This window comes from Collinsella tanakaei YIT 12063, from assembly GCF_000225705.1.
GTDB classification, from domain to species: Bacteria; Actinomycetota; Coriobacteriia; order Coriobacteriales; family Coriobacteriaceae; genus Collinsella; species Collinsella tanakaei.
This window is the reverse complement of sequence record NZ_JH126472.1, coordinates 50053-73406: the sequence shown is the minus strand read 5'-3', so window position 1 is coordinate 73406 and position 23354 is coordinate 50053. Positions and strand designations below refer to the sequence as shown.

Here is a 23354-nt window from a genome sequence, read left to right as displayed (position 1 = left end):
AATGGAAGCAATGTGTTGCTTTAGAGGCCCAGGATCTCCTTGACCTTGGCGATAACGACCTCGTTGGTGGCGTTCTCAAAGAAGAGCTCCTGGAAGTGCTCGCCCGCGAGGGCGCCCTTGACCAGGTCGGCGTCCAGACCGTCGAGAAGCTCGGGGAAGGACTTGAAGTTGTTCTCGCGAACAACGTCCAGAATCTTCTTGTTGCGCTGCTCGGGAACCACGCGATCCTTGGGGTAGCCCTTGCCAGACTCCTCGCAGAAAAGCTTCTCGAAGGTGTACTGGAGGTTCAGCTCGTTGCCCCAGCCGTTCTTGAGGGCGAAGGGCATGGAGATGGCGTTGCCGTCGTTGATCTGGGCGAAGGTGTAGGCGTCCAAGGGGTCGGCGACGTGGCCGCAGATGACGCCGGGGAAGCTGTTGAGCGCGAGCATGGCGCCCTCGCCGGTGCCGCAGCCGGTGATGACGTAGTCGACGGCGCCACCGTTGAGCAGGACGGCGGCAAGGATGCCGTTCTGGACGTAGGTGAGCTGGGCGGTGTCCTCAGCGGTGTACATACCATAGTTGTAGACGGTGTGGCCCATGGGCTCGACGACCTTCTTGAGTGCCTCCTCGATGACGGCGTTCTTGGCGGCCTGGCTGTTCTCGTTGATGAGGGCGATCTTCATGATGCTATAACTCCTAACTGAAGAATCGGTTTACCCGCGTTTACTTGGTAACTACAGCATCTAATTAGTAAAACGGTTTGTCAAGTAAAGGAATGTAAGTGCAGGAGAAACACCACGTTCTTACCGTTTATTGACCAAATGCTACCATTCGCAGTTTAGTAAACTTCATTCCTATTGCGTTAATAGGTGGTGATTGGCAATATACAAACCAGCAAACCGGTTTCGCAAAACACAAACTGGTTTGCTTACCCACATGGAGGCAAGTACGGTTAGGAGGAAGCCGCAACTGCTTTCAGGAGCGAAAGGAATCTGCACTATGGGTCGTGTGAACACGGAAAAGATCGCAGATCGCGAGCGCTGGTTATCCGCTGCACCACTCACTAAAGAAGAAATCGACCGCGGCCTGGCATGCTGCATCGCCCAAATCGATGCCAACATGGATGCCTTCGGCACCAAGTTCCCCTGGTCCGCTACCAAGGGCCTGGAGTACCCTATTATCGAGAACATCGAATGGACCGACGGCTTCTGGACCGGCCTGCTGTGGCTCGCCTACGAGGTAACCGGTGACGAGAAGTACCGTGCGCGTGCCATGGAGAACGTTTCGAGTTTCACCAACCGCGTCGAGAACAAGATCGAGCTGGACCACCACGACCTCGGTTTCCTGTACACGCCCTCCTGCGTCGCCGCATACAAGCTTACCGGCGACCAGGGTGCCCGTCGCGCCGCGATCATGGCTGCCGACCAGCTGCTCACCCGCTGGCAGCCCAAGGGCAAGTTCCTGCAGGCCTGGGGTCCCACCGACAGCGCCGAGCATTACCGCTTCATCATCGATTGCATGCTGAACCTGCCACTGCTCTACTGGGCTAGCGAGGAGACCGGCGACCCCAAGTACCACGACATCGCCGCTATGCACTTCAAGACCACCTGCGACAACATCATTCGCGAGGACGGCAGCGCCTTCCACACCTACTACATGAACCCTGAGACCGGCGGCCCCGATCACGGCGCGACGCGTCAGGGCTACTCCGATGATTCGGCGTGGGCCCGCGGCCAGGCGTGGGGTATGTACGGCATTCCGCTGAACATGCGCTATCTGGGCGATAGGTCCTACCTGGAGACCTGGCGAGCGATGAGCAATTACTTCCTCAACCGCCTGCCCGAGGATTCCATCTGCTACTGGGACCTCATCTTTGGCGATGGATCCGGTCAGCCCCGCGACTCCAGCGCCGCCGCCGCAGCGGTCTGCGGCATGATGGAGATGGCCCCCATGCTGGACGCCGATGACGCCGACGCGCCGGTATACGCTGGCGCCTGCAACGCCATCATGCGCTCGCTGATCAACGGCTACACGTCTGATGACCACGCTCCTCTTCGTCCGATCCTGTACCACGGCGTCTATAGCTGGCATTCCGGCAAGGGCGTGGACGAAGGCAACATCTGGGGCGACTACTACTTTATGGAAGCTTTGGTTCGCAGCAGCAAGCGCTGGAACCCGTACTGGTAGGAGAGGATTAAATTATGAGCACTCCCAACATCGTTATGGCTCGCGTCGACGAGCGTTTGGTTCACGGCCAGGGCCAGCTTTGGATCAAGGCCCTCGGCGTCAACACCGTTATCGTCGCCGATGACGAGGCTGCAGCCGACCCCATGGCGCAGACCCTGATGAAGACGGTCATTCCCAACAACATCGCGATGCGTTTTTTCACCATCCAAAAGGTTATCGATATCATCCACAAGGCCGCTCCCGCCCAGACTATCTTCCTGATCGTCAAGAATCCGGCCAACGCGCTGCGTTTGGTCGAGGGAGGCGTGCCCATCACCGAGCTCAACGTTGGCAACATCCACAACGCCGACGGCAAGGAGAAGGTTACCCGCTCCATCTTCGTTGGCCCCGAGGACAAGGCTGCCATCATCGAGATGGCTGACAAGTACGGCGTGACCTTCAACACCAAGACCACTCCCAGCGGCGCCGATGGCACCGTCGAGGTCGATCTGGTTGCTTTCTGCAAGCAGTCCGCGTAGCGCGAAAAAGCCTGCAGTCGCATATATGTACGTGAGATTCAACCTATAAGGAGGAAAGGTGGAAATCTCTCTCATTCAGGCCGTGCTGGTCGGCCTTTGGACCGCGGTGTGCTGGTCGGGCATGCTGTTTGGTATCTACTCCAACCGTTGCTTGGTGCTTTCGTTTGGCGTCGGCGTCATTCTTGGCGACATTCCCACGGCCCTGGCCGTCGGTGCGGTTGGCGAGCTTGCATTCATGGGCTTCGGCGTTGGCGCGGGCGGTACGGTTCCCCCCAACCCCATCGGCCCGGGTATCGTCGGTACCCTGCTTGCTATCACGTCTGCTGACGTGACCCCGGAGAGCGCCCTCGCCCTCTCCATCCCCTTCGCCGTGGCGATCCAGTTCCTGCAGACGGCTATCTACACCGCCTGCGCTGGCAACCCCGAGGCTGCCAAGCGCGCCCTCGAGAGCGGCAACCTCGGTAAGTGGCATACCGTCGCCAACATCACCGTCGTCCTGTTCGCTATCGGCGGCTTCGCCCTGGGCTTCCTCGCCGCCTATGCCATGCCCCTGCTCCAGACCCTCGTCGGCATGATCCCGGTTTGGCTCACCAAGGGCCTGTCCGTCGCCGGCGGCATGCTGCCCGCCATCGGCTTCGCCATGATCATGAGCGTCATGCTCTCCAAGGAGTTCATCCCCTTCGCGCTGCTCGGCTACATCGCCGCAGCCTACCTCAAGCTTCCCGTCGTGGGCATCGCCATGGTCGGCCTTGTCTTTGCCCTCAAGCACTACTTCGATGTTAAGAAGCAGGAGGAGAACGCGCCCGTCGCTGCTCAGGAGGTAAACCACGATGACTGGATCTAACACCGGCGCGGCTCAGACTCCCGTGCTGACCAACCGCGATTACATCAAGACCATGCTGCGCTCCTACTTCCTGCAGAATGGCTTCAACTACAGCAACTACCAGGGCCTTGGCTACGCAAACGTCATCTACCCCGCGCTGAAGAAGATTCACGGCGATGACAAGCAGGCTCTCTGCGAGGACCTGGAGAAGAACAGCGAGTTCTACAACACCAACCCCGTCCTGGTGCCGTTCATCACGTCGCTGCACCTCGCGATGGCCGACCAGGGCATGGATTACGACGAGGTCCGCGGCCTCAAGATGGCCCTCATGGGCCCGCTGGCCGGCATCGGCGACTCCCTGTCCCAGTTCTGCATCGCCCCGCTGTACTCCACCATCTTCGCGTCCCTGGCCACCAGCGGCCTGGCCTTTGCGCCCGTCGCCTTCTTCCTGGCCATCAACGCGACCCTGCTGGCTATCAAGACCGTCATGTGTAACCTTGGCCACAAGCTGGGTGCCGCGGTCGTCGACAAGCTCAGCAAGTCGATGAGCTTGATTTCCGAGACCGCGAGCATGGTCGGTGTCACCGTTATCGCCGGTCTGTCCGCCACCTTCGTCAAGATCAACATCGGCGTCGAGTTCGCCGCCGGTGCGGTCGAGGAGGGCGTCAAGCAGTCCACCGTCAACATCCAGGGCATGATGGACAACATCGCTCCGTCGCTGCTGCCCATGCTGTACATGCTCCTCATGTACTACCTCATCAAGAAGCGCGGCTGGAACACCTACAAGCTGGTAATCCTCACGGTTATCATCGGTGTCGCGTTGTCTTGCGCCGGCGTTCTTATCTAAAAGAGCCCACCCCCTTTAAAGCGCCGTTCCAGTTGCACTGGGCGGCGCTTTTTTCTTAGAGTTCTTCGTGCGGTATCCTCGTCCGCACCGTTTCGCATGGGGCGCCAGGCGATGGCGTCGACCGGCGGAACCGAGACAGAAATGGTGAGATCTATGGAACAAACCCAGCATCCCGCTTTGCGCGGAGCCCTTACCGGCCTGGTTCGCCACGCGGAGCGACCCGCTTTTGCCCACGTGGGGGCGGACGTCGCGTTAGGACATGTTCGCGCCGCCGCCGCGACCCTGCGCGTGGGGGAGATGCCGGCTCGCTTGGCGCTGATGGACACGACCTCGATCGTGAATCGCGCCGGCGATGTGATGCGCGGCGTCTTCTACTTCACCAAACCATGGGACATGGAGCGCTGCGCCACGCCGTTCGAGCTGCCCGCCAATCCGTATGAGATCGACTGGTGCGTGGTGAACAACGACGACGAGGAATGGTGCTTCATGCTCAATCGCATGGACTACCTTGAGGACCTTGCCGCCGCGTTCTTGGTGACCGGAAACGTTGAATACGCCCGCCACGCCCTCGACCTTGTGCTTGCTTGGGTGGCGGCGCATCCGGCGATCGAGCCGCGCCTTTCGACCCGTACGCTCGATACGGGCATTCGCCTGCGCAGTTGGGCGCGCGTGCTACCCGTGTTTGAATTCGCCGGCGTGCTGGGGCTTGATTCCATGGCTCGCATCCTGCGCAGCGCCGGCGACCAGATCGATTATCTGGGGGAGCGCTACCTGCCCAAGTACGAGACCAGCAACTGGGGCAGCATCCAGACTTGCGCCATCGTGGAGACCGTGCTGATGCTGGCGGGCGCCGGCAATGACGAGGGCTGTTACGCGTGGGCCCTGGAGCGCCTGGCGTCCCAGCTGCCCGCACAGGTCTACCCAGATGGCGTGGATTGGGAGCTTTCTCCCATGTATCACATCGAGGTCATGCTCTACGTGCTCGGAACCCGCGCCGCTCTGGAGCGCTGCGGTCTCGAGGTTCCCTCTTTGATCGACAGCGCCTCGCGCGGGTTGTCCCGGGGCCTTGCCATGCAGACCATGCCCGGCTGCGTCATCGATGCCGTGGGCGATTCCGACCGCTTAGCGGTCAACGGCGTGGTTGCCCTTTCCGCCGCGTTGTTGCGTTCGGGCGAGCTCAAGTACATTTCCGGAGTGGAAACCTTGGACGCCCTTGATCTTATGGCATACGGTTGCGGTGTGGCGGACGCGCTTTGCGGCGTACCCGCCGTGGTGCCGCAGCAACGCTTCTTTGATGGCGAGGATTCCGGCACGTACACGGCGCGCGGATCGTGGGGCCAGCATGCCGGCGCGGCGCTGTTCCTCAACGGTCCCCTTGGCAGCGGCCACGGCCATAGCGATAACCTGCACGTTTCCTTGTGGGTCGACGGCCTGCCCGTGCTGGTGGATTCCGGCCGCTACACCTATCGCGAGGACGTGGATATGCGCCCGTGGCTTAAAGGGCCGTTTGCCCACAACGGCCTTATGGTCGACGGATCCTCGTCCAGCGCGCCCAAGGGCAGTTGGGGCTATAGCGATTTTTGCCAACCGCTTAAGACCTACGCGCGCCATAGCGGTCGCTTCCATTATTGGGAGGGCGCCGTGGTGGAGCATGACCCCTGCGCCGTGTTGGTGCGCAAGGCCCTTTTTATCGATGAGGGAATTTTGGTGGGTTGCGACGAGGCGCATTGCACGGGCGACCATCAGCTAACGTCTTTGTTCCATTTCGATCCACAGCTTGAGTTGGAGGCGCTTGCTGAAGAGGGTGCGGACGATGCCTACGGGGATTTGGGCGTTCGCTACTCCGTTCGCCGTGCGGGCGAAGAGGTCGCCGTGTTCTGCACCGAGGGCGATTGCACGGTGGAGGAGGGCGAGTGCTCGCTTGACTACAACCAGCTCTCGACTCAGCGGGTCGCAAAGGTGACGTCCGGGTTTACCGACAGCGCGGCGCGGCTGTGGTGCGTGGCGCCCGCGGGGGTGCGCGTGGAGGACGCGCAGGTGTGGCGCAATGCGGACGAGGCGGTAGGGCGCGACTTGGCAAGCGCCTTGCGCATCACGACGCGCGACGGATCCGTTTACACTGTAGCGTTCTTTCACCGCGAAGTGTATAGCGGCGTCAAGGCGTTTGCGCTGGAGGGCGTCTCCTTCCATGGCAAGGCGGCGGTTGTCTCAGAGCGCGACGGCAAGCGAGCGCTTCATCTGATGCGCGCCTAAGATCAAAGGCGGTCCGTTGCATGCCCGCCGCGGGAAGGCGCGGAGGCGTTGCGACGGACCGTTCTGCAACGCTAGAACGGCACGCTCCGATACACGTTTGAAAATCGGTATCGGAGCGTGCCGTTCTTTTCTAAAAAGCGCCTCGATGCGTCTATAGCAGATGACCCAACACCATCAGCTGGGTAAGCCCCGGCCAGGGCGAGGGGTCGTCGGCGCGAACCAAGTCGCACAGGCGGATCCATTCGATGTCGACACCGCCCAAATCGACTAGCTGCGGCATTCCGGTCTTCTCGAGGCGCGCGGTGACGTCGGTTCCGTCGGAGCAGACAAGACGTACCTGCTGCCACCAGGAATCGTGCGGAAAGTCCGCGCGCAGCACAATGGCCGCTTGCTCGGCGTGGACCGTGCGGCCAAACTGAATCTCAAGATAGGCGTCGTCGCGACCGTTGATGCCCCAGCTCTCATAGGGCCAGCGTCCGTGATGGATGCTCTGGAAAGTGCCGTCGATGGCATTGCGCGCGATGAAGCGCGGGTTGGTGGCGCCCGTATTGGTCACCGCGTGCGGATAGATGGCGGCTTGGTCCATCAGGTCGTGGGAATTTAGGGCGAGGTTACGGAAGTTGGAGCGCTCGCGCGGATCGAGCACGCGCGCGTAGCCCCAGTGGCAGTCGCCGGTGAAGGCCTGGATGGGATAACCGTCGCGATCGGCACAAAAGGGGATGGGGAACTCGAAGCGTCCGCCTTTGAGGACGATGACGCTTGGCGGCAGGCTCTCGTCCAGCTGAACTTCAAGTTCGATGGAGTCTTGGTCGCTTTCAAGGACGAGGATGTCGCCCGGCTGGTATTCGGAGTAGCGGGTGTCGAGATGCACCAGCGTGTCACCGGTGGATGTTCCCAAAACGTCGCCGTCTTTATTGACGAGGCTTAGGGTGATGGTTGCCATGGGGAGTCCTTAGAACGAAGCTGCTTATGTAAGAGCATGGGTTGGCGAATGCTCGCAGAAGGGTGAAACGCTAAAAGGAGAGCCACGGCGGCTAAGGTCGCGCGTGGCTCTGTATGCAAGCGTGTCGGACGTGTCGGCGCTGCGTTACGCAGGCTGCTTGCCGATGTAGGCGAGGATGCCGCCGTCGACGTACAGGATGTGGCCGTTAACGAAGTTGGATGCGTCGGAAGCCAGGAAGACCGCGGGGCCCTTGAGGTCCTCGGGGGTGCCCCAGCGGGCAGCGGGCGTCTTGGAGACGATGAACTGGTCGAACGGGTGACGGGAGCCGTCGGCCTGACGCTCGCGCAGAGGAGCGGTCTGCGGGGTGGCGATGTAGCCCGGCCCAATGCCGTTGCACTGGATGTTGGCCTCGCCAAACTCAGAGCAGATGTTGCGGGTCAGCATCTTGAGTCCGCCCTTGGCTGCGGCGTAGCCGGCGACGGTCTCGCGGCCAAGTTCGCTCATCATGGAGCAGATGTTGATGATCTTGCCGTGACCGCGCTCGATCATGCCGGGCAGAACGGCCTTGGCAACGATGAAGGGGGCGTTGAGGTCGACGTCGACAACCTGGCGGAAGTCCTCGACGCTCATCTCGAGCATGGGGATGCGCTTGATGATGCCGGCATTGTTGACCAGGATGTCGACGCCGCCAAGGTCGCGCTCGATGTTGGCGACGAGCTCGGCAACCTGGGCCTCGTCGGTGACGTCGGCAAGGTAGCCGCGGGCATCGACGCCCGCCTCGGCGTAGCTGGCCAGGCCTGCCTCGAGCTTCTGCTGGTCACGGTCGTTAAAGGCGATTTTCGCGCCCGCCTGGGCAAGGGCGGTGGCGATGGCGAAGCCAATGCCATAGCTGCCGCCGGTAACCAGGGCAACCTTACCGTCGAGGCGGAAGCTGTCCATAGAGAATGCAAAACCGGTTTCTTCTGCCATAATAATGAACCTCCAAGCCGGATTATCGAAGAGTGGGCAGCGTGTAACTGGGGGTTGCTGCCCAATACATAGTCAAACTTAGTAAACCGGTTTTGTCAAGCGAGGATTTTGAACTTCCGGCGTGCGGCGCGTAATTCACAAGGTGTACACCGTACGGGTTAAAAAATCGCGCGTCGTCCCCCAAAGGAGGGGTCGGCGCGCGATTGCGTTTCGGATGAATGAAGGCGGGTTCTGCCGTCGCCTAGTCCTTCGCGGGCTCCTGGCCGGCTCCCGCCTTGGCGGCTGCGGTGACGGAGGACGTGGCGCTGTTAGCCAGCTGATTGACCTTATCGATCACCTGCTGCTCGGGGTGGTCCTCGGCGTGCAGCGGCAAATCGGGGCGAACCGCGTCGTAGACCAGTTGGATAAACTGGGCGGCGCCGTCGGATGAGAGGTGGGTGCCGTCGCCGTCGAACAGATCGTTGCGGCCCTCGCTATAGCCGTACCAATCGATGATGCGAACGTTGGGGTAGCGCTCCGCGGCACGGGTGATGGCCTCGTTGGTCGGTCCAACCCAGGGCTGAGGGCTGCGCGTTGTTATAAAGACCACTACGCGCTTGTCGCCCAGCAGGTTCATCATCTGGTCGATGTTCTCGTCCGTAACCAGGCCGTTGGTGCCCAGTGCAATAACTACGATCTTGCCCGCTTGATTGCCGGCGATATACTGCGACGCCAGGTCAACGCCCGTGGTGAACTGCCGGTTCTTGGCGGCGTCAATGTGGCCGTGGGGAAAGGTCTGCTCAAAGTTGGGGATGGTGCGCAGCGACACGGAGTCGCCAATCATCAGCACGTCGTAGGCGCCGGTTGGAAAGCCGTTTTTATCCGTTTCCACTTCGCCGCCGTCCGTGGGTGCGTCGGCGGTTGCGGACGGCTGCTGAGACTCGTTCCCGGCGTTACCCTCAAGCAACGCTGCCCCCTTTTCACTTAGCGCCGAGGTGTCGGGAACAAATACCAGGCCGCCCAGCGCAAGCAGCAGCGTGGCGCCGGCGATGCCAAAGGGGATAACGTGCTTTTGAATGATTTGCAGCGGCTCCTCGCCCTGCCGGACGTGGCGGAAAAACGCTCCAAGCGCCCCGCGCCTAAACGGCGTCTCGATGAAGCGATAGGAGCATTCGGCCACCGCAAGGACAACGGCCAGCTGAATCGCCGTCATCCACCAAGGGGTCTGGCGAATGTCGGCAACGGGGTTCATAAGGAGCAGCAAGGGGTAGTGCCACAGGTAGATGCTATAGGAGCGCTTGCCAATCCAAATGAAGGGCTTGAGTGAGAACAAGCGCACCAACAGGCCATCGTCCTGAACGCAGGCGGCGATAAGCATCATGGTGAAGACGGAGCACAGCAGCATTCCGCCACGGTATTGAAAGGCCGAGTAGCCGTTGCTCATGGTAAACAGGGCAAGCAGGCCGGCAAGCCCCGCCACGCCAACAAGGTCGACGGAAGTGAGGGCGATGGTGCCGCGCGCGGGCGTATCGGTGAGAGATTCGGCCATGGTTGCGTCACCGGCGGCGTTTGCCACGGTGGCACCCGTGTCCTTGAGCGCGCTTTCCTTTTCCGCTGCGGCCTTGACCTTGTTCGCAAGCAAATCCAGGCCCAAGGCGCGCGCTAGGCGTGCGGGAGACATGTCGCGCGGCGGAATAAAGGCAAGCCAAACGCCCAAAAGCAACGAGAAAACGCGCGTGTCCGTTCCGTAGTAGATGCGGCTGGGGTCAACGGCGGGGTTGTACAGCAGCGTCATGGCGAGCGCGGATACAGCGGCCAAGCTCAGGACTATGCGGCGGACGGTCGGCTTCTTCACATGCATAGAGAGCAGGCCCAAAAGCAAGGGCGGCCAGATAAGGTAGAACTGCTCCTCGATGGCGAGCGACCAAAAATGCGTAAGCGGCGAGGGGTCGCCCAGGGCGTCGAAGTACGAGACGTTCTGCGCGATCTGCCACCAGTTGTTCACAAAGAAAAGCGAGGGCAGTATGTCCGGCCGCATCTTGGTGAGCATCACGTGGTTAAAGAACGTGCACAGCACAATGGTGACCACCATAAGGACGCCAATTGCGGGCAGCAGGCGCCGAGCGCGGCGAATCCAGAAGGACTTAAGGTCAATGCGCCCGCTCTGCTCGAATTCGTTCAAAAGAAGGCGCGTGATGATGTAGCCGGAGATCACAAAGAACATGGTGACGCCAAGTAGGCCGCCTTGAATCCACGTGAAGTTAAGGTGGTACAGAACCACGGCAACAACCGCCAGCGCGCGGACGCCGTCGAGTGCCGGCAGGTAGCGCGATCTGCCGCCTTGCGGCTTTTCTTTTGGCGCCTTCACCGCCTTTGCGCGGGCGTGTTCGGTTTTTGGACGATGACCGGTTTGCGCATGCCGCCTTGCCTGCGCGGTCGGCCTGGTTTGCGACGCGTGCGGACGGGAGGCGTGATGGGCGGCTTGGGCGGCTTGGGGCCTCGCCTGAGGCATCGGCCGGGGCTCGGGCTGGTTCGCGGTGGTATGGGGTTCTAGCTGCTGTTCATTCATATGCAGTCCATTGGGTGTGGCGGGGTGCGGTTTTGGTACGGTTTGGGTGCGAGTCGACGGTGTAAAAACGCCCCTTTGCGCAGGCTTGCGGCAAAGGGGCGTCCCGGGTTTTCGTGTGCGTTAGAACTTGACCTTGGGCGCCTCGCGCGCAGCCTCGGCGGCTTCAAATCCAGAGCGCTCCTTAAACTGGAAGACGCCGGCGAAGATGTTTCCGGGGAAGGTCTGGATTGCGTTGTTGTAGTTCAGCACGCAATCGTTGTAGCTCTGGCGAGCGTAGGAAATCTTGTTCTCGGTATCTTCAAGAGAGCTCTGCAGCTGGGCAAAGTTAGCGTTTGCCTTAAGGTCGGGGTAGGCTTCGGCGACGGCAAAGAGCTGGCGAAGCGCGCCGGAGAGGACGTTGTCCGCGGCGATCTTATCATCGGGGCTCGAGGCGGATACGGCGGCGTTGCGCGCGGAGACCACGGCGCCAAGCGCCTCCTTCTCGTGCGCGGCATAGCCCTTGACGGTCTCTACTAAGTTAGGGATAAGGTCGTTGCGGCGCTGCAGCTGCGTATCGATGTTCTGCCATGCGTTATCGATGCGATTGCGCAAGGTGACCATGTTGTTGTAGATGCCGGCGACGGCGATGCCGATCGCAACAAGGACGATGATTCCAATAATCCAGCCCATGAGTTACCCCTGTCCTGCTCACGCGGTCGATAGTGCGCGATATATAGATGTTTCATAGTATAACCGCGTGCGCAAAAGGCGCCAGACGGTGGGGTCGAAAGCGCGGTCGCGCCACACGCGAGACCGTCGTTCCCCTCGCGTCATGCGATGCACTGCTCACCACAGCCGTTCCGGAAGAGCGAAAAGATTATTCTCGTTAGAAAAGTCTTTTATCACACAGAAATTGTTCGTTGACAATTGTTTTCTAAAATACAAAATCTATGACTAGCTGCATATGTTTCCATAAAGATCGGGGGATACGATTGGATCTTCGCGTGCGTAAGACGTATAGTGCTCTCATCGCCGCATGCACGGACCTTATGTCTGACATGCGCTTTGAGGACATTACCGTTGCCATGCTGTGCGACAGGGCAATGATTAGGCGCACCACCTTCTACAAGCACTTTGCTGACAAATCGGAGTTCTTCTCCTTCTACGTCGACAGCCTGCGCGGCGATATGGTCGAGCGCGGTCGCCTTGCCATCGACGAGCTCGAACCCGGCGCCGCCCACACCGCTTTCGCGGAGCGCGCTGCCATTCTGGACGCCATGGCAGATTACTTCCTTGAGCACGAGACGCTCATGGACAACATCTTTAGCAGCTCTACCTGTGGCATGATGCTTGTGGTGATTTGCGAAAAGATGGCCCAGTCCTTTAATGAGAAGGCCGCTCACGACTTGAGGATAGAGGCTCCCGGCCCGGATGACTTGATCTGCCGTTGCGAATTCGCGGCCGGCGGTATCATCCGCCTATTGCTTTTGTGGTGGGACCAAGAGGACCGTCGCTCTGGTAAAGATGAGTTTGTGCGCACGTGCAACCAGCTTGCCGAGCGCCTGCTGGGCGAATAGGTAAAAAGCGCGCCGGGCTTGAGAACGGGCCCGGCGCGCTTGTTTTTTAAATGGCGGAGAGAGGGGGATTCGAACCCCCGGAACGCTTACGCGCCCAACGGTTTTCAAGACCGCCGCATTCAACCGCTCTGCCATCTCTCCGTGTTTGGTAATGATAGCATCGAATCATAGAAAATGACGAGAAGGGGTTCGATGCTTCAACAAGATACACGCGGTGCCGCAGCGGGCGGCCAGCGCGCCGCAGACGAACGCTTTATGCAAGAGGCCCTGGAGCAGGCGCGAACCGCTGCGCGCGCGGGCGAGGTACCCATTGGCGCCGTGGTGGTTTACAACGGCGAGGTTATCGCCCGCGCTCACAACCTGCGCGAATGCAATGAGGACCCATCTGCCCATGCGGAGTTTTCGGCCATGGTGGAAGCGTCGCGAGTACTGGGCCGCTGGCGCCTGGCGGGCTGCACGGTTTACGTGACGCTGGAGCCGTGCCTCATGTGCGCGGGCCTTATGGTCAACGCGCGCATAGACCGGTGCGTCTATGGAGCAGCGGACCCCAAGGGCGGTGCGCTGGGGAGCCTCTATAACCTCAATAGCGACCAGCGCCTCAACCATGCGTTCTCGGTAACCAAAGGAGTGCTTGAAAATGAGTGCGCAGCCCAGCTGAGCCGGTTTTTCTCCCAAGTTCGCGCCCAGCGCGCGCACGGCGAGCGCAACCTTGTTATTCCGGATGATTACCCCCGGCGCCGGCAGGGAGCATCCGCTGCCGCTGCGGACCCAAGTGTCCTGGAGCCAGCCATTGTTGTGGCAAGTGATTCGTTTAAAGGCTCTGCTACCAGCGAGGAGGCGGAGCGCTGGATCGCCACGGGCGTGCGCCGCGTATTCCCCAATGCCAATATCACGTGTATTCCCTTGGCCGATGGCGGCGAGGGCACGGTTGACGCCGCGTGCGCGGCGCTGGATGGAACCTATCGCGTTGTCCAGGTTGCGGACCCCATGGGCAATCCCGTAAAAGCGCGCTACCTGTTGACGGCGGCAGGACAGGCGGTTCTCGAGATGTCGTCTGCCGCAGGCATAGAGTTTTCCGATTGCACGCATGATGCCGCCCTGCGAGCTTCCACCTATGGCGTGGGCCAGCTGGTCATGGATGCCATGGGCGCCGGCGCGAACGCTATCTACCTGGGGTTGGGGGGCAGCGCCACCACGGACGGCGGACAGGGCTTTTTGCGCGCTCTGGGCGCCCGCGTCCTGGACAAGGAAGGGCGAGACGTGCCGTGGGGGCTCGCGGGCTTGGAGCGCGCTGCAGCCTTGGATTTGGAGCCGGCGCTACGCGTGCTCGCGGGTGTAGAGCTTGTGGCCCTTACCGACGTGAGCAACCCGCTGGTGGGGCGCCGCGGCGCGGTGCGCGTCTTTGGCGAGCAAAAAGGTTTGGCAGACCTGCCCACCCCGCGCGGAGCGGATCCAACCACCTATGCATCCTACGATCGCTGGATGATCGCCTTTGCCCGTCTGCTTGATGATGCGCGCGAGCGCCATGCCCACCTGCTGCCCGAACCTTTGCCCAAAGCAAGGCGCTTTGGCAGCGTGGCGGGGGTTCCTGGGGCGGGCGCCGCGGGCGGCATGGGCGCAGCGGTGCTTGCGTGCGGAGGCTCCCTTACCTCTGGGGTCGAGGCCATGCTCGATCTGCTCGATTTTGACAACCTTATTCGCGATGCAGACCTGATCATTACGGGCGAGGGCGCCGTGGACGGCCAAACGGCTGATGGGAAGGCCCCCGTGGGCGTGGCGAGGCGGGCGAAACGCCAGCACAAGCCGGTGGCCCTGATCGCGGCGTCGCGAGCCTATGAGCTGGACCCGGTGTACAAGTGCGGCGTCGATGTGGTGGTGACGGCGCTGCGCAGGCCCATGCCGCTTGATCGCGCCGTGCAGCCTCGCGAGACGCGCCATAACCTGGTGTGTGCGGGTGAGACGGCGGCGCGAGCGCTGCTGTTGGGGCGCTAGGCCGCGTTACCGTCTGCCGTGGCGGTGCGGTATCGCGCGCCGAGCGTGATACCATGCAGTACGCAAGCGTTAAAAAAGGGGGGGCAACATGACTCAAGAGAAATGCATCGACTTTGACCAGGTCATTGATCGCAGGCACGACGCATACAGCTACTCCAGCAAATGGAGCACGTCTCGAGAGATCGCGGAGCACTGCGGCTTGCGCGAGATTACCGATGATCATATTGCTCTTTTTACGGCAGACATGGACTTTCGCTGCGCGCCCGCCATTTTGGATGCGCTGCACGCGACGGTTGACCATGGCATTTTTGGCTACAGCACCATCGATGGCTGCCCGTCCTATGCGGACGCCGTGCGTGATTGGTTTGCGCGTCGTGACCAATGGACCATCAACACGGATTTGATGTTGTATTGCCCGGGCACCGTCCGAGCGCTGGAGTATGCTGTCGAAGCTTTTACCGAACCGGGTGATGGCGTTATTATCCAGCGTCCCGTCTACCCGCCCTTTACTCACAGCGTTGAGGAGCTTGGGCGCAACGTACTCAACAACCAGCTTATTCGCCACACTAATCAAGATGAGTGCGGCGACTTGTACTACGCCATGGACTTTGACGGCCTGGAGGAGCTGGCCCAGCGAGATGACGCCAAGCTCATGATTTTGTGCAATCCCCACAACCCCGTGGGCCGCGTTTGGAGCGTGGACGAGCTTGTTCGCGTGGCGGATATCTGCACGCGCAACGGGGTGATGATCATCGCGGACGAGATTCACGGCGACCTGTTGCGCGCTGGCGTGAAGGTGCATCATTTGGCTCAGGTGGCGCCCCACGCTCGCGTGATGACGTGCACCGCGGTGAACAAGACGTTTAACTTGGCGGGTCTTGCTGCCACCAACCTGGTGTTCAGCGATGCAAAGGACAAGGCTTTGTTCAGCCGCGTTTTGGGCCATGCCGAGCCCAGCCCCTTTGCCATCAGTGCGGTGATCGCTGCGTATAACCAGGGCGAGGAGTGGGTTGACCGGTGCTGCGCATATATTGACCGGAACATCGACGACGTGATTGATTTCTTTGAGCGCGAGTTGCCGGACGTGGGCGTGCGTCGCCCCGAGGGCACCTATATTTTGTGGTTTGACTTTACCCAGCGTTGCCGCGCGCTGGGCATTGATGGGGATGAGTTGCATCGGCGTATCTACGAGGAGGCAAAGGTCATCTTGCAAGACGGCCTTAATTTTGATCCGGATGGCGGCGAATTCTTCCAGCGCATGTGCGTGCCCAGCCCGCGTTCCGTGTTGATGGAGGCTTGCGAGCGCATTGCCGCCGTGCTGGCGGAATAGGGCCTTGTGCCAAGCGAGGGGGCGGTGCTTGCATCCGAGCGTGTTCGGCGCGTTGCGCCTCAGAACGCTCTGATGCAAGCACCGCCCCCTCTTTGCGTAGCCGCGGCTCCGTTCGCCGCGGCCGCTCTGTGGGATGGCTGACGCGTGGCTATCGCGGGATGGGCCACGTGGCGATGTAGCGTGGCGCGCCTGTGCTATGCCGCGGACTTTTCGCGGGTGCGGAGGTTGGTGATGAAGAGCAATACCATCAGCAGGATGGAGATGCCAAGCGATGTCGCTATGCCCAGGCTCATGGTGGCCATCACGGATGTGAGCGTGCCGAAAACAGCGATGCCAATGGCGCCGCCAACCTGGCGCATGGCGTTGAAGACGGCGCTGGCGATTCCGCTGTGCTGGGCATCCGTGCATTTAAGTACCAGGTTTGCCAAACAGGGCGTGTTGATGCCGCCGCCCATGCCCGCCAGGCACACGGCCAGGGCGATTAGAGGGGCATCGAGCACGTCTAGGCCCGCAAATACTATGATGAGGCCGTAGCCCAGCGTGAGGAGCGCCGTGCCCACCATAAGGGCGAAGCGCGAACCGCGCGCACCCGCCAAACGGTCTGACATAAGGTTGCCAAAGGCGCCGGAAAACGCGCTGGGAATAAAGGACAGGCCGCATACAAGCGGGGATAGAGAGAGCTCTTGCTGCAAGAAGAGCGTGCTAAGGAAGACACATCCGTTCCAGCTGAGGATCATCGAGAAACCGCCCAGCAGCGCCAGGCGAATTCCCGCGGAACTGAATAGCGACAAGGGCATCAGAGGTGATGCGACGCGCGACTGCGAGAAGATGAACAGGGCGAGTCCGACCGCGCCCGCAATGAGCAGGGCCATGGGGATGGTTTGGGTAAAGCCCTGCGCCCCGCCCTCGATAATGCCGCCCACAAGACAGGTGAGCGCCACAATCGCCAGGATTTGGCCGATTAAATCCACTGGCTGCGGTACGCGCGGCGAGGTGGCAAGCTTGCCGCTCATAAGAAGAATAGCCAGGCAGATGGGGATGTTGACGGAAAAGACCAAGCTCCAGTGAATAGGGACCAAAAGGCCTCCCAGCAAAGGCCCCACCGCGGTGGCGGCAGATCCGCCAATGCCCCATGCGGCGAGCGCGCGCCTACGATGGCCCTCTGTGAGGTACGCCTCATTGATGAGCGACATGGAGCTGGGCAGGATCAGCGCTGCGGCGACGCCCATGAGGGCGCGGCCGAGGACAAGCATCTCTACCGAGTTGGCGAGCGCGCAGATGGCGGAGCTAAGGGCGAACCCGGCGGTCCCGCAGATAAACGCACGCTTGGCTCCAAAACGATCTGACAGGTTGCCGGCGAGTAGCAGAAGCGTTGCGAACGGCAGAGTGTAACCGTCTACAATCCACTGCTGCGCGGCCAGGCTGGCACCAAGCTCCTCTTGGATGGAGGGCAGCGCCAGGTTGGTGATAAGAGTGTCCATGCAGGCGAGAAACATCGCGGAGGACGCGACGATGGTCGCCGTTGGATTGTACGGCGTCGCCGCCGGCGTTTTGGTTTTGGCTGCGGGCGTGGTTGCGGTTTGGGTTGTCGTGCTGGATGTGCTCGTAAGAGTTGATGTGCTCATGCTGCGTGTTCGCTCCCGAATGTAGTGCTGGTAGCCGTCGCCGACGCCAATTGGGCAGACTTTGGCCAAGATTAATCCAGCGGTACATTGTGACGCTTGTGCTTGTGGCGAAGGCTGTTGTGAGCGAGCGTTTATCAAACGATAACGCGGGGCATGCGAAAAGACTCGTCCATACTATTGCGGGCGACTTACAAAGATGGGTCGCAGGCTCGGCGGTTGCGATGATGATGTGCCCGAGCAGAATTGCATCTCGACTTATGCACCCCAAATAGGGTAGGATAACTTTTACACGCTTCGCGCGTTCAATGGGTTCGGGTGACGATATGTTCCGAATCTGGTCAGGTCCGGAAGGAAGCAGCCATAAGGAGCCTCTGCCGGGCACCCGTTCCCATTGAGCACACGGGGCGTTTTTGCGTTAAGGGGTGTCTTGAGCTCAATTCTGGCGCGGTCGCTATTCCTTGAGCGTAGCTTGGGGGCTGGTGCTAAGCAAGGCGTCTACCAGCGCGTTATCCTCGTCATCGTCCGATCCTAAGGGCAGACCGCACGCTTCGAAGAAATGGCTGCCCGCAAACTGCCGAGCGCGAAAGGATTCGTGCTCGCCATCGTCTAGATAGCGAATGCGGCTGCGACAATCCGTGGTGCCGCAAAAGAGGGCTCCGCGCTTGGCGACGTAATCCAGGTAGAGGGGCGAGTCGCTCCACAGCATTACGCCGGCCATGTTCTCAAGTTCGTAGGCCACGGCGTACTGCTGCCAGGCGATGCCGCGCTCGCGTACGTATTTATCGAGCACGGTGGCCATGCGGGTGACGCGGCACAGGGTGTCGCGCGCGTCTATCAACCGGTTCTCATCGTCCACGGCAAGCCCTGCGGCGCGCAGGCGCATGTTGGCGCGTTCAAGTTCCCTGCCATCCAACAGCACGGCGGGCACGGTGAGCTTGATTGACTCATCCCCAAACAGCTCGATAGCGGAGTGGACGTCCAAGGCGCCCGCCAGGGCGGACGCGCGGATAATACGCGAGTCGTGCGCGTGCTGCACGTGGCACCCCATGCCGCGGTCGGTAAAGACCTTGCGCATGGTGGCGACGTGCTGGTTGATGTCGCCGCGCGACGGGGCCTCTGCGGCGCGCTTGCTCATGCGGTAGAAATAAAGGTCGAAAAGGGGCGTTGGGTTGGAAGGCTTGGGCGCGGCGGGCGCGTGGCCCTGTGCGGCAAAGAAGCGGTCTGCCGTTGGATAGTAGACGGATCGCTGGCAGAACCCCGCGATCTCGCCACGGCGCTTGGTAGCCTTGCCGTAGAGCTCTACCAGCGCGGGGCTTTGGGCCGGCCCGGAAGTGGAACCCTCGCGGACCTCTACAATGCCGTTGGCGATATAGGGAGGGAAGTTTCCCTCTGCAACCTGCATGACCAGCACGCCTTGCGAGGTGTTAGCGGGGTCGCAGATAAAGCGTGCGTCAAAGTGGGGTATGGGCGAGACGTGGCGCCGGCACAGCTCGCCGATGATCTGGCTAAAGTCCGCATTGGGCTTGGGGATGGGGCAGATGGACTTGTCATCGTCCGCAATGCCCACTACCAGCCAGCCACCGCGCGAATTGGCGAACGACGCGATGATCTTGGGGATCTTCTTTTGCACGGATGCGTTGTAGGAGCGCTTGAACTCCAGCGCGAAGCCCTCGTCCAAATCTGCAAGCTGGGCAAGGTCATCCCACGTAACTTGGGCGAGCGTTTTGGGCTTGCCGCTGGCGGTGCGAAACGGACTGAACATGGCGGCCCCTTTGAGCGTGACGGCGCATTTGAGGATATGGTACCCGCGTCAGGGCGATGCGTTTCTCATTGGTTTCCAAGGCACGGGCACCGTGTTTTACCGGATGGGTGCCTGCGCGCTGGCATATCATTGATGGGTCCGTGAATTCCAATGAGCAGCGAGGCGTTTGATGCTGAACCTGTTGAGGCGTTTTTCCGGCGCGTACCGCCGGTATTTCATCATAGGGCCCCTGGCCAAGCTGGTAGAGGCGTGCTTTGACCTTATTACGCCGCTGGTGGTGGCAAGCATGATCGACAACGGCGTGGGCGCGCGCGACATGGATTCTGTGGTGCGCCACGGGTTGGTGCTGGTGGCGATGGCCGTGGTGGGCATCTCGGTCACGCTGGTTTGCCAAAAGGTGGCCGCGCTGACGTCGCAGGGTATGGGTACGGACATGCGCCGCGAGCTTTATGCGCACATCAACCGTTTGTCCTTTGCGGACCTTGATCGCTTTGGCACGCCGTCCCTCATCACCCGCATCACCAACGACGTCAACCAGGTGCAGCTGGCCATTGCCATGACTATACGCATGTTGATTCGCTGGCCGTTCTTGGCGGTGGGCTCCATGGCGGCCGCGCTGTTGATCGATGTCCGCCTGGGGCTGATCTTTTTGGTGACCACCCCGCTTATCGCCGTGGTGTTCTGGCTGGTCATGGCTAAGAGCGTGCCGTATTTTAAGAGCATGCAGGCAAAGCTCGACCACGTTGGCCTGGTGCAGCGCGAAGGGCTTTCCGGCGTCCGCGTGATTCGCGCGTTCTCCCGCGAGCAGCACGAGCGCGAGCGTTTCGCCGCCGCCGCTGCCGACCAGGCGCAGACCGCCATCGCGGTGGGCAAGCTGTCGAGCGTGCTTAATCCCGTGACCTTTTTGGTCATGAACCTGGGGGTGTGCGCCATTTTGTGGAGCGGCGGCGCGGCGGTGAACGTGGGCGACCTTACCCAGGGCCAGGTGATCGCGTTTGTGAACTACATGACCCAGACGTTGCTCTCTATTGTGTACGTGGCCAATATGGTGGTGATCTTTACCAAGGCAAGCGCCAGTGCGTCGCGTATCAACCAGGTGCTGGCGTGCGAGCCGTCCATCACGGATACCGGTTCCGCCCCGGTTGCGCTCCCCGCGTGCGCGCTCGAGGCCGCCGCGGTGCCGGCGCTGCGTTTTGACCATGTGAGTTTTCGCTACGGCTCCGCCTCTGCAGATGCGCTGGGCGATATCACCCTGCAGCTGCCCGTTGGCGGAACGCTGGGCATCATCGGCGGTACGGGCTCTGGCAAATCCACGTTGGTATCGTTGCTGCCGCGCCTGTATGACGTGGCCCGCGGTGGCGTGGAGGTATTTGGCACGGATGTGCGCGCCTGGCCGCTGCACCAGCTACGCGGCGTTATAGGCATGGTGCCCCAGACGGCGCAGCTGGTCTCTGGCACGGTGCGCTCAAACCTGTGTTGGCGCAAAGCGAATGCGGATGATCGCGAGCTCTGGCGCGCCCTCGAGGTTGCCCAGGCGGCCGATTTTGTTCGTGCGCTCGAGGCCGGCTTGGATGCCCCGGTAGAGGCGGGCGGCAAGAACTTCTCCGGAGGCCAGCGCCAGCGCCTCACCATCGCCCGCGCTCTTGTGGGAGACCCTAAGATCTTGGTGCTTGATGATTCGTCCTCCGCGCTCGATTTGCAAACGGACGCCCGCCTGCGCCGTGCCTTGCGCGAGCTTGCCGCGAGCTCCGCGAAGGATCCTCGTCCAGATGCGCCCGTGCCCCTTACCACGGTGATCGTGTCGCAGCGCGTGTCTTCCGTGCGCGACGCGGACCTTATCTGCGTTATGCGTCGCGGCTGTGCGGTGGGTCTGGGTACGCATGCCCAGCTGCTTAGCGCCTGCGACGTCTATCGCGAGATCTGCGAGTCCCAGCTTGAGCGCGAGGAGGTGGCGTAGCGTGAACCCGTATACATCCACTGGATCGGTGTCGACCGTCACGTCGAACATCGCGGGCGGGTCATCGTCCAAAAACAACGTCCGCGCCGCCGGCGTGCTCGCGCCCGCCGTGCCCCTTACCACCAAGCAGGTGACGCGGCGCCTCATGGCCTACGTGCGCCCGCATGCGGCATCGTTTGCAACGTCGTTTGTATCCGCCGGCCTCTCCGTGGTGCTGCAGCTTTACGTGCCCATTGTGGTAGGGCGCGCCATCGACCTCATCATAGGCATGGGCCGCGTTGACTTTGCCGCCTTGGCACCGCTGCTGGTCCAGCTTGCCCTGGTGGTGCTTGCCGCCTCTGCCCTGCAATGGGTGCAGGGGTATTGCGTCAACCTGCTTACGTACCGCTGTGTGCGCGATATGCGCGTGGACGCCAGCGAGAAGATCGGTCGCATGCCCGTCAGCTTCATCGATGCGCATCCGCACGGCGATTTGATCTCGCGTGTGGTCAACGACGTCGACCAAATTGGCGATGGCCTGCTGCAGGGGTTCAACCAGCTGTTCACCGGCGTGGTGACCATTGTGGGAACGTTGCTGTTCATGCTCTCCATCTCCGTGCCCATGGCCGTAGTGGTTGTGTTGGTGACCCCGCTTTCCATAATGGCGGCCACGCTGATCGCCAAGTTCTCCAACAAGAGCTTTGCAGCACAGCAGCGTATCCAGGGTCAGCTGGGCGCCCATATTGAGGAATATGTTGGCAGCCAGCGTCTGGTGAGCACGTTTTGCTACGGCGACCGCGCACAGGAGCGCTTTGACACCATGAACGGCGAGCTGTACACGGCGGGCGAGCGCGCGCAGTTTCTAAGCTCGCTTTCCAACCCCGGTACGCGCTTTATCAACAACCTTATCTACGCGGCGGTCGCGGTCATTGGCTGCATGTGCGTCATCACCGGATGGCCGGCCCCGCTCACGGTGGGCGGCGTGCAGACCTTCTTGTCATACGCCAACCAGTACACCAAGCCGTTCAACGAGGTCACCAACGTCATCACCCAGCTGCAGACCGCCTATGCTTCCGCCCGTCGTCTGTTTGCACTGCTCGATGCGGACGAGGAATCGCCGGAGAAGGCTGATCGGGAGGCTCTGGCAGCTCCTGCCGTCCAGCTTGCCGAGTTTGCCGGGCCTGCCGAGTTTGCCGGGCCTGCCAGTTCTGCCCGCGGTGAGGTGGTTTTTGACCACGTCAATTTCAGCTATACGCTGGAGCGCCCGCTGCTGCAAGACATCTGCATCCACGCCGCCCCCGGCCAGCGCATTGCCCTGGTGGGACCCACGGGCTGCGGCAAGACCACCCTTATCAACCTACTGCTTCGCTTCTACGATGTGCAAGGGGGACGCATAGAGCTCGACGGCGTCGACATCGCCTCCTACGCTCGTGCGGACCTGCGTTCGCGCTTTGGCATGGTCTTGCAAGATACCTGGCTGTTCGAAGGCACCGTGCACGACAACATCGCCTACGGCCGCCCGGGCGCAACGCGCGAGCAGGTTGAGCGGGCGGCTGTCCGGGCGCATGCGGACGGTTTCATCAGCGCACTGCCCCGGGGGTTCGACACGGTGATAGGCGAGGGCGGAGGCACGTTGTCGCAAGGCCAGCGGCAGCTGCTGTGCATCGCCCGCGTCATGCTCTGCGACCCAGAGATCCTGCTGCTTGATGAAGCGACCAGCTCTATTGACACCCGTACGGAGGCGCAGGTGCAGGCGGCCTTTGACGAGCTTATGCACGGTCGCACCAGCTTTGTGGTGGCGCATCGCCTCTCCACCATCCGCGAGGCTGACCGCATCTTGGTCATGCGCGATGGTCGAATCATCGAGCGCGGTACCCATGAGCAGCTGCTTTCCCAGGGCGGGTTCTACGCGGAGCTCTATAACAGCCAGTGGGTGGACGAGTAAGGACAGCGGGGTTTAATGGAGGGCCGCAGCTGTTTCACGGGATGCGCACCGGCGCCTCGCGCCTCGGGGCATCCCTTGGAAAGCAGCTGCGGCCCTGTTGATAGCGGCCTCAACACGCGGCTTCAATGCGCGGTCGCCAGC

18 protein-coding genes, 1 tRNA gene and 1 other RNA gene are annotated in these 23354 nt (G+C 61.4%); 12 read left to right on the top strand and 8 right to left on the bottom strand.

The window, feature by feature from the left end; translation table 11 throughout:
• Window positions 1–20 precede the first annotated feature (20 nt).
• Window positions 21–662, bottom strand: a complete 642-nt coding sequence (locus HMPREF9452_RS08935; protein ID WP_009141817.1) for an RpiB/LacA/LacB family sugar-phosphate isomerase — start codon at window positions 660–662, stop codon at window positions 21–23.
• 316 nt (window positions 663–978) lie between these two features.
• Between HMPREF9452_RS08935 and HMPREF9452_RS08930 the strand changes: the two genes are divergently transcribed.
• The 5 genes from HMPREF9452_RS08930 to HMPREF9452_RS08910 all read left to right on the top strand — a co-directional run bounded on the left by HMPREF9452_RS08930 (window position 979) and on the right by HMPREF9452_RS08910 (window position 6607).
• Window positions 979–2166 (top strand): glycoside hydrolase family 88 protein, encoded by a 1188-nt coding sequence (locus HMPREF9452_RS08930; RefSeq protein ID WP_009141816.1) that lies wholly within the window; start codon window positions 979–981, stop codon window positions 2164–2166.
• Window positions 2167–2180: 14 nt separating this feature from the next.
• Window positions 2181–2684, top strand: a complete 504-nt coding sequence (locus tag HMPREF9452_RS08925) for a PTS sugar transporter subunit IIB (RefSeq protein WP_009141815.1) — start codon at window positions 2181–2183, stop codon at window positions 2682–2684.
• Window positions 2685–2742: 58 nt separating this feature from the next.
• A complete protein-coding gene (locus HMPREF9452_RS08920) occupies window positions 2743–3528 on the top strand; it encodes a PTS mannose/fructose/sorbose/N-acetylgalactosamine transporter subunit IIC (protein ID WP_009141814.1) in 786 nt (261 codons plus the stop codon).
• Entirely contained in the window at window positions 3515–4354 is an 840-nt protein-coding gene (locus HMPREF9452_RS08915; RefSeq protein ID WP_009141813.1) for a PTS system mannose/fructose/sorbose family transporter subunit IID, read from the top strand. The genes HMPREF9452_RS08920 and HMPREF9452_RS08915 overlap by 14 nt, the downstream gene beginning before the upstream one ends.
• A 153-nt stretch (window positions 4355–4507) precedes the next feature.
• Window positions 4508–6607 carry a heparinase II/III family protein gene (locus tag HMPREF9452_RS08910; protein ID WP_187116517.1) on the top strand — a complete coding sequence of 700 codons (2100 nt, stop codon included), beginning with the start codon at window positions 4508–4510 and terminating at the stop codon, window positions 6605–6607.
• 151 nt (window positions 6608–6758) lie between these two features.
• On the opposite strand, the gene HMPREF9452_RS08905 is transcribed toward HMPREF9452_RS08910, so the two are convergent.
• The 4 genes from HMPREF9452_RS08905 to HMPREF9452_RS08890 all read right to left on the bottom strand — a co-directional run bounded on the left by HMPREF9452_RS08905 (window position 6759) and on the right by HMPREF9452_RS08890 (window position 11736).
• Window positions 6759–7550, bottom strand: a complete 792-nt coding sequence (locus HMPREF9452_RS08905; protein WP_009141811.1) for a hypothetical protein — start codon at window positions 7548–7550, stop codon at window positions 6759–6761.
• Window positions 7551–7694: 144 nt separating this feature from the next.
• Window positions 7695–8519, bottom strand: coding sequence for a gluconate 5-dehydrogenase (locus HMPREF9452_RS08900; RefSeq protein ID WP_009141810.1), 825 nt, complete (start codon window positions 8517–8519; stop codon window positions 7695–7697).
• Window positions 8520–8760: 241 nt separating this feature from the next.
• Window positions 8761–10866 carry an acyltransferase family protein gene (locus HMPREF9452_RS08895; RefSeq protein WP_232205051.1) on the bottom strand — a complete coding sequence of 702 codons (2106 nt, stop codon included), beginning with the start codon at window positions 10864–10866 and terminating at the stop codon, window positions 8761–8763.
• A 321-nt stretch (window positions 10867–11187) separates the two neighbouring features.
• Window positions 11188–11736, bottom strand: coding sequence for a LemA family protein (locus HMPREF9452_RS08890; RefSeq protein WP_009141808.1), 549 nt, complete (start codon window positions 11734–11736; stop codon window positions 11188–11190).
• 314 nt (window positions 11737–12050) lie between these two features.
• On the opposite strand from HMPREF9452_RS08890, the gene HMPREF9452_RS08885 reads away from it, so the two are divergent.
• Window positions 12051–12623 (top strand): TetR/AcrR family transcriptional regulator, encoded by a 573-nt coding sequence (locus tag HMPREF9452_RS08885; protein WP_009141807.1) that lies wholly within the window; start codon window positions 12051–12053, stop codon window positions 12621–12623.
• Window positions 12624–12674: 51 nt separating this feature from the next.
• On the opposite strand, the gene HMPREF9452_RS08880 is transcribed toward HMPREF9452_RS08885, so the two are convergent.
• Window positions 12675–12764, bottom strand: a tRNA-Ser gene (locus HMPREF9452_RS08880).
• 51 nt (window positions 12765–12815) lie between these two features.
• Between HMPREF9452_RS08880 and tadA the strand changes: the two genes are divergently transcribed.
• Both tadA and HMPREF9452_RS08870 read left to right on the top strand, forming a co-directional pair.
• Window positions 12816–14615: a tRNA adenosine(34) deaminase TadA gene (gene tadA / locus HMPREF9452_RS08875; RefSeq protein WP_009141806.1), complete on the top strand. Its 1800-nt coding sequence runs from the start codon at window positions 12816–12818 to the stop codon at window positions 14613–14615.
• Window positions 14616–14703: 88 nt separating this feature from the next.
• Window positions 14704–15945, top strand: coding sequence for a MalY/PatB family protein (locus tag HMPREF9452_RS08870; protein ID WP_009141805.1), 1242 nt, complete (start codon window positions 14704–14706; stop codon window positions 15943–15945).
• A gap of 194 nt (window positions 15946–16139) precedes the next feature.
• Here the strand turns inward: HMPREF9452_RS08870 and HMPREF9452_RS08865 are convergent, their stop codons facing one another.
• Complete coding sequence (locus HMPREF9452_RS08865) at window positions 16140–17426, bottom strand: MFS transporter (protein WP_232205050.1); 1287 nt, start codon at window positions 17424–17426, stop codon at window positions 16140–16142.
• On the opposite strand from HMPREF9452_RS08865, the gene HMPREF9452_RS12200 reads away from it, so the two are divergent.
• Both HMPREF9452_RS12200 and ffs read left to right on the top strand, forming a co-directional pair.
• Window positions 17425–17595 carry a hypothetical protein gene (locus HMPREF9452_RS12200; RefSeq protein ID WP_232205049.1) on the top strand — a complete coding sequence of 57 codons (171 nt, stop codon included), beginning with the start codon at window positions 17425–17427 and terminating at the stop codon, window positions 17593–17595. The two genes, HMPREF9452_RS08865 and HMPREF9452_RS12200, sit on opposite strands and share 2 nt — an antisense overlap.
• A gap of 278 nt (window positions 17596–17873) precedes the next feature.
• Window positions 17874–17967: signal recognition particle sRNA small type (gene ffs / locus HMPREF9452_RS11625), an RNA gene on the top strand.
• A 54-nt stretch (window positions 17968–18021) separates the two neighbouring features.
• Here the strand turns inward: ffs and HMPREF9452_RS08860 are convergent.
• Window positions 18022–19332 carry an AlbA family DNA-binding domain-containing protein gene (locus HMPREF9452_RS08860; RefSeq protein WP_009141802.1) on the bottom strand — a complete coding sequence of 437 codons (1311 nt, stop codon included), beginning with the start codon at window positions 19330–19332 and terminating at the stop codon, window positions 18022–18024.
• Between the two features lie 169 nt (window positions 19333–19501).
• On the opposite strand from HMPREF9452_RS08860, the gene HMPREF9452_RS08855 reads away from it, so the two are divergent.
• Together HMPREF9452_RS08855 and HMPREF9452_RS08850 are read left to right on the top strand one after the other, a co-directional pair.
• A complete protein-coding gene (locus tag HMPREF9452_RS08855) occupies window positions 19502–21289 on the top strand; it encodes an ABC transporter ATP-binding protein (RefSeq protein ID WP_009141801.1) in 1788 nt (595 codons plus the stop codon).
• A 1-nt stretch (window position 21290) separates the two neighbouring features.
• On the top strand, window positions 21291–23213 hold the full coding sequence (locus HMPREF9452_RS08850; RefSeq protein ID WP_009141800.1) for an ABC transporter ATP-binding protein: 1923 nt from the start codon (window positions 21291–21293) through the stop codon (window positions 23211–23213).
• Window positions 23214–23354 lie beyond the last annotated feature (141 nt).

Coding starts and splice junctions, on each gene's coding strand:
- HMPREF9452_RS08870 (WP_009141805.1), top strand. CDS start 14,704: ATGACTCAAGAGAAATGCATCGACTTTGACCAGGTCATTGATCGCAGG.
- HMPREF9452_RS08900 (WP_009141810.1), bottom strand. CDS start 8,519: ATGGCAGAAGAAACCGGTTTTGCATTCTCTATGGACAGCTTCCGCCTC.
- HMPREF9452_RS08910 (WP_187116517.1), top strand. CDS start 4,508: ATGGAACAAACCCAGCATCCCGCTTTGCGCGGAGCCCTTACCGGCCTG.
- HMPREF9452_RS08860 (WP_009141802.1), bottom strand. CDS start 19,332: ATGTTCAGTCCGTTTCGCACCGCCAGCGGCAAGCCCAAAACGCTCGCC.
- tadA (WP_009141806.1), top strand. CDS start 12,816: ATGCTTCAACAAGATACACGCGGTGCCGCAGCGGGCGGCCAGCGCGCC.
- HMPREF9452_RS08905 (WP_009141811.1), bottom strand. CDS start 7,550: ATGGCAACCATCACCCTAAGCCTCGTCAATAAAGACGGCGACGTTTTG.
- HMPREF9452_RS08935 (WP_009141817.1), bottom strand. CDS start 662: ATGAAGATCGCCCTCATCAACGAGAACAGCCAGGCCGCCAAGAACGCC.
- HMPREF9452_RS12200 (WP_232205049.1), top strand. CDS start 17,425: ATGCAGGCGAGAAACATCGCGGAGGACGCGACGATGGTCGCCGTTGGA.
- HMPREF9452_RS08890 (WP_009141808.1), bottom strand. CDS start 11,736: ATGGGCTGGATTATTGGAATCATCGTCCTTGTTGCGATCGGCATCGCC.
- HMPREF9452_RS08925 (WP_009141815.1), top strand. CDS start 2,181: ATGAGCACTCCCAACATCGTTATGGCTCGCGTCGACGAGCGTTTGGTT.
- HMPREF9452_RS08915 (WP_009141813.1), top strand. CDS start 3,515: ATGACTGGATCTAACACCGGCGCGGCTCAGACTCCCGTGCTGACCAAC.
- HMPREF9452_RS08865 (WP_232205050.1), bottom strand. CDS start 17,426: ATGGACACTCTTATCACCAACCTGGCGCTGCCCTCCATCCAAGAGGAG.
- HMPREF9452_RS08930 (WP_009141816.1), top strand. CDS start 979: ATGGGTCGTGTGAACACGGAAAAGATCGCAGATCGCGAGCGCTGGTTA.
- HMPREF9452_RS08855 (WP_009141801.1), top strand. CDS start 19,502: ATGCTGAACCTGTTGAGGCGTTTTTCCGGCGCGTACCGCCGGTATTTC.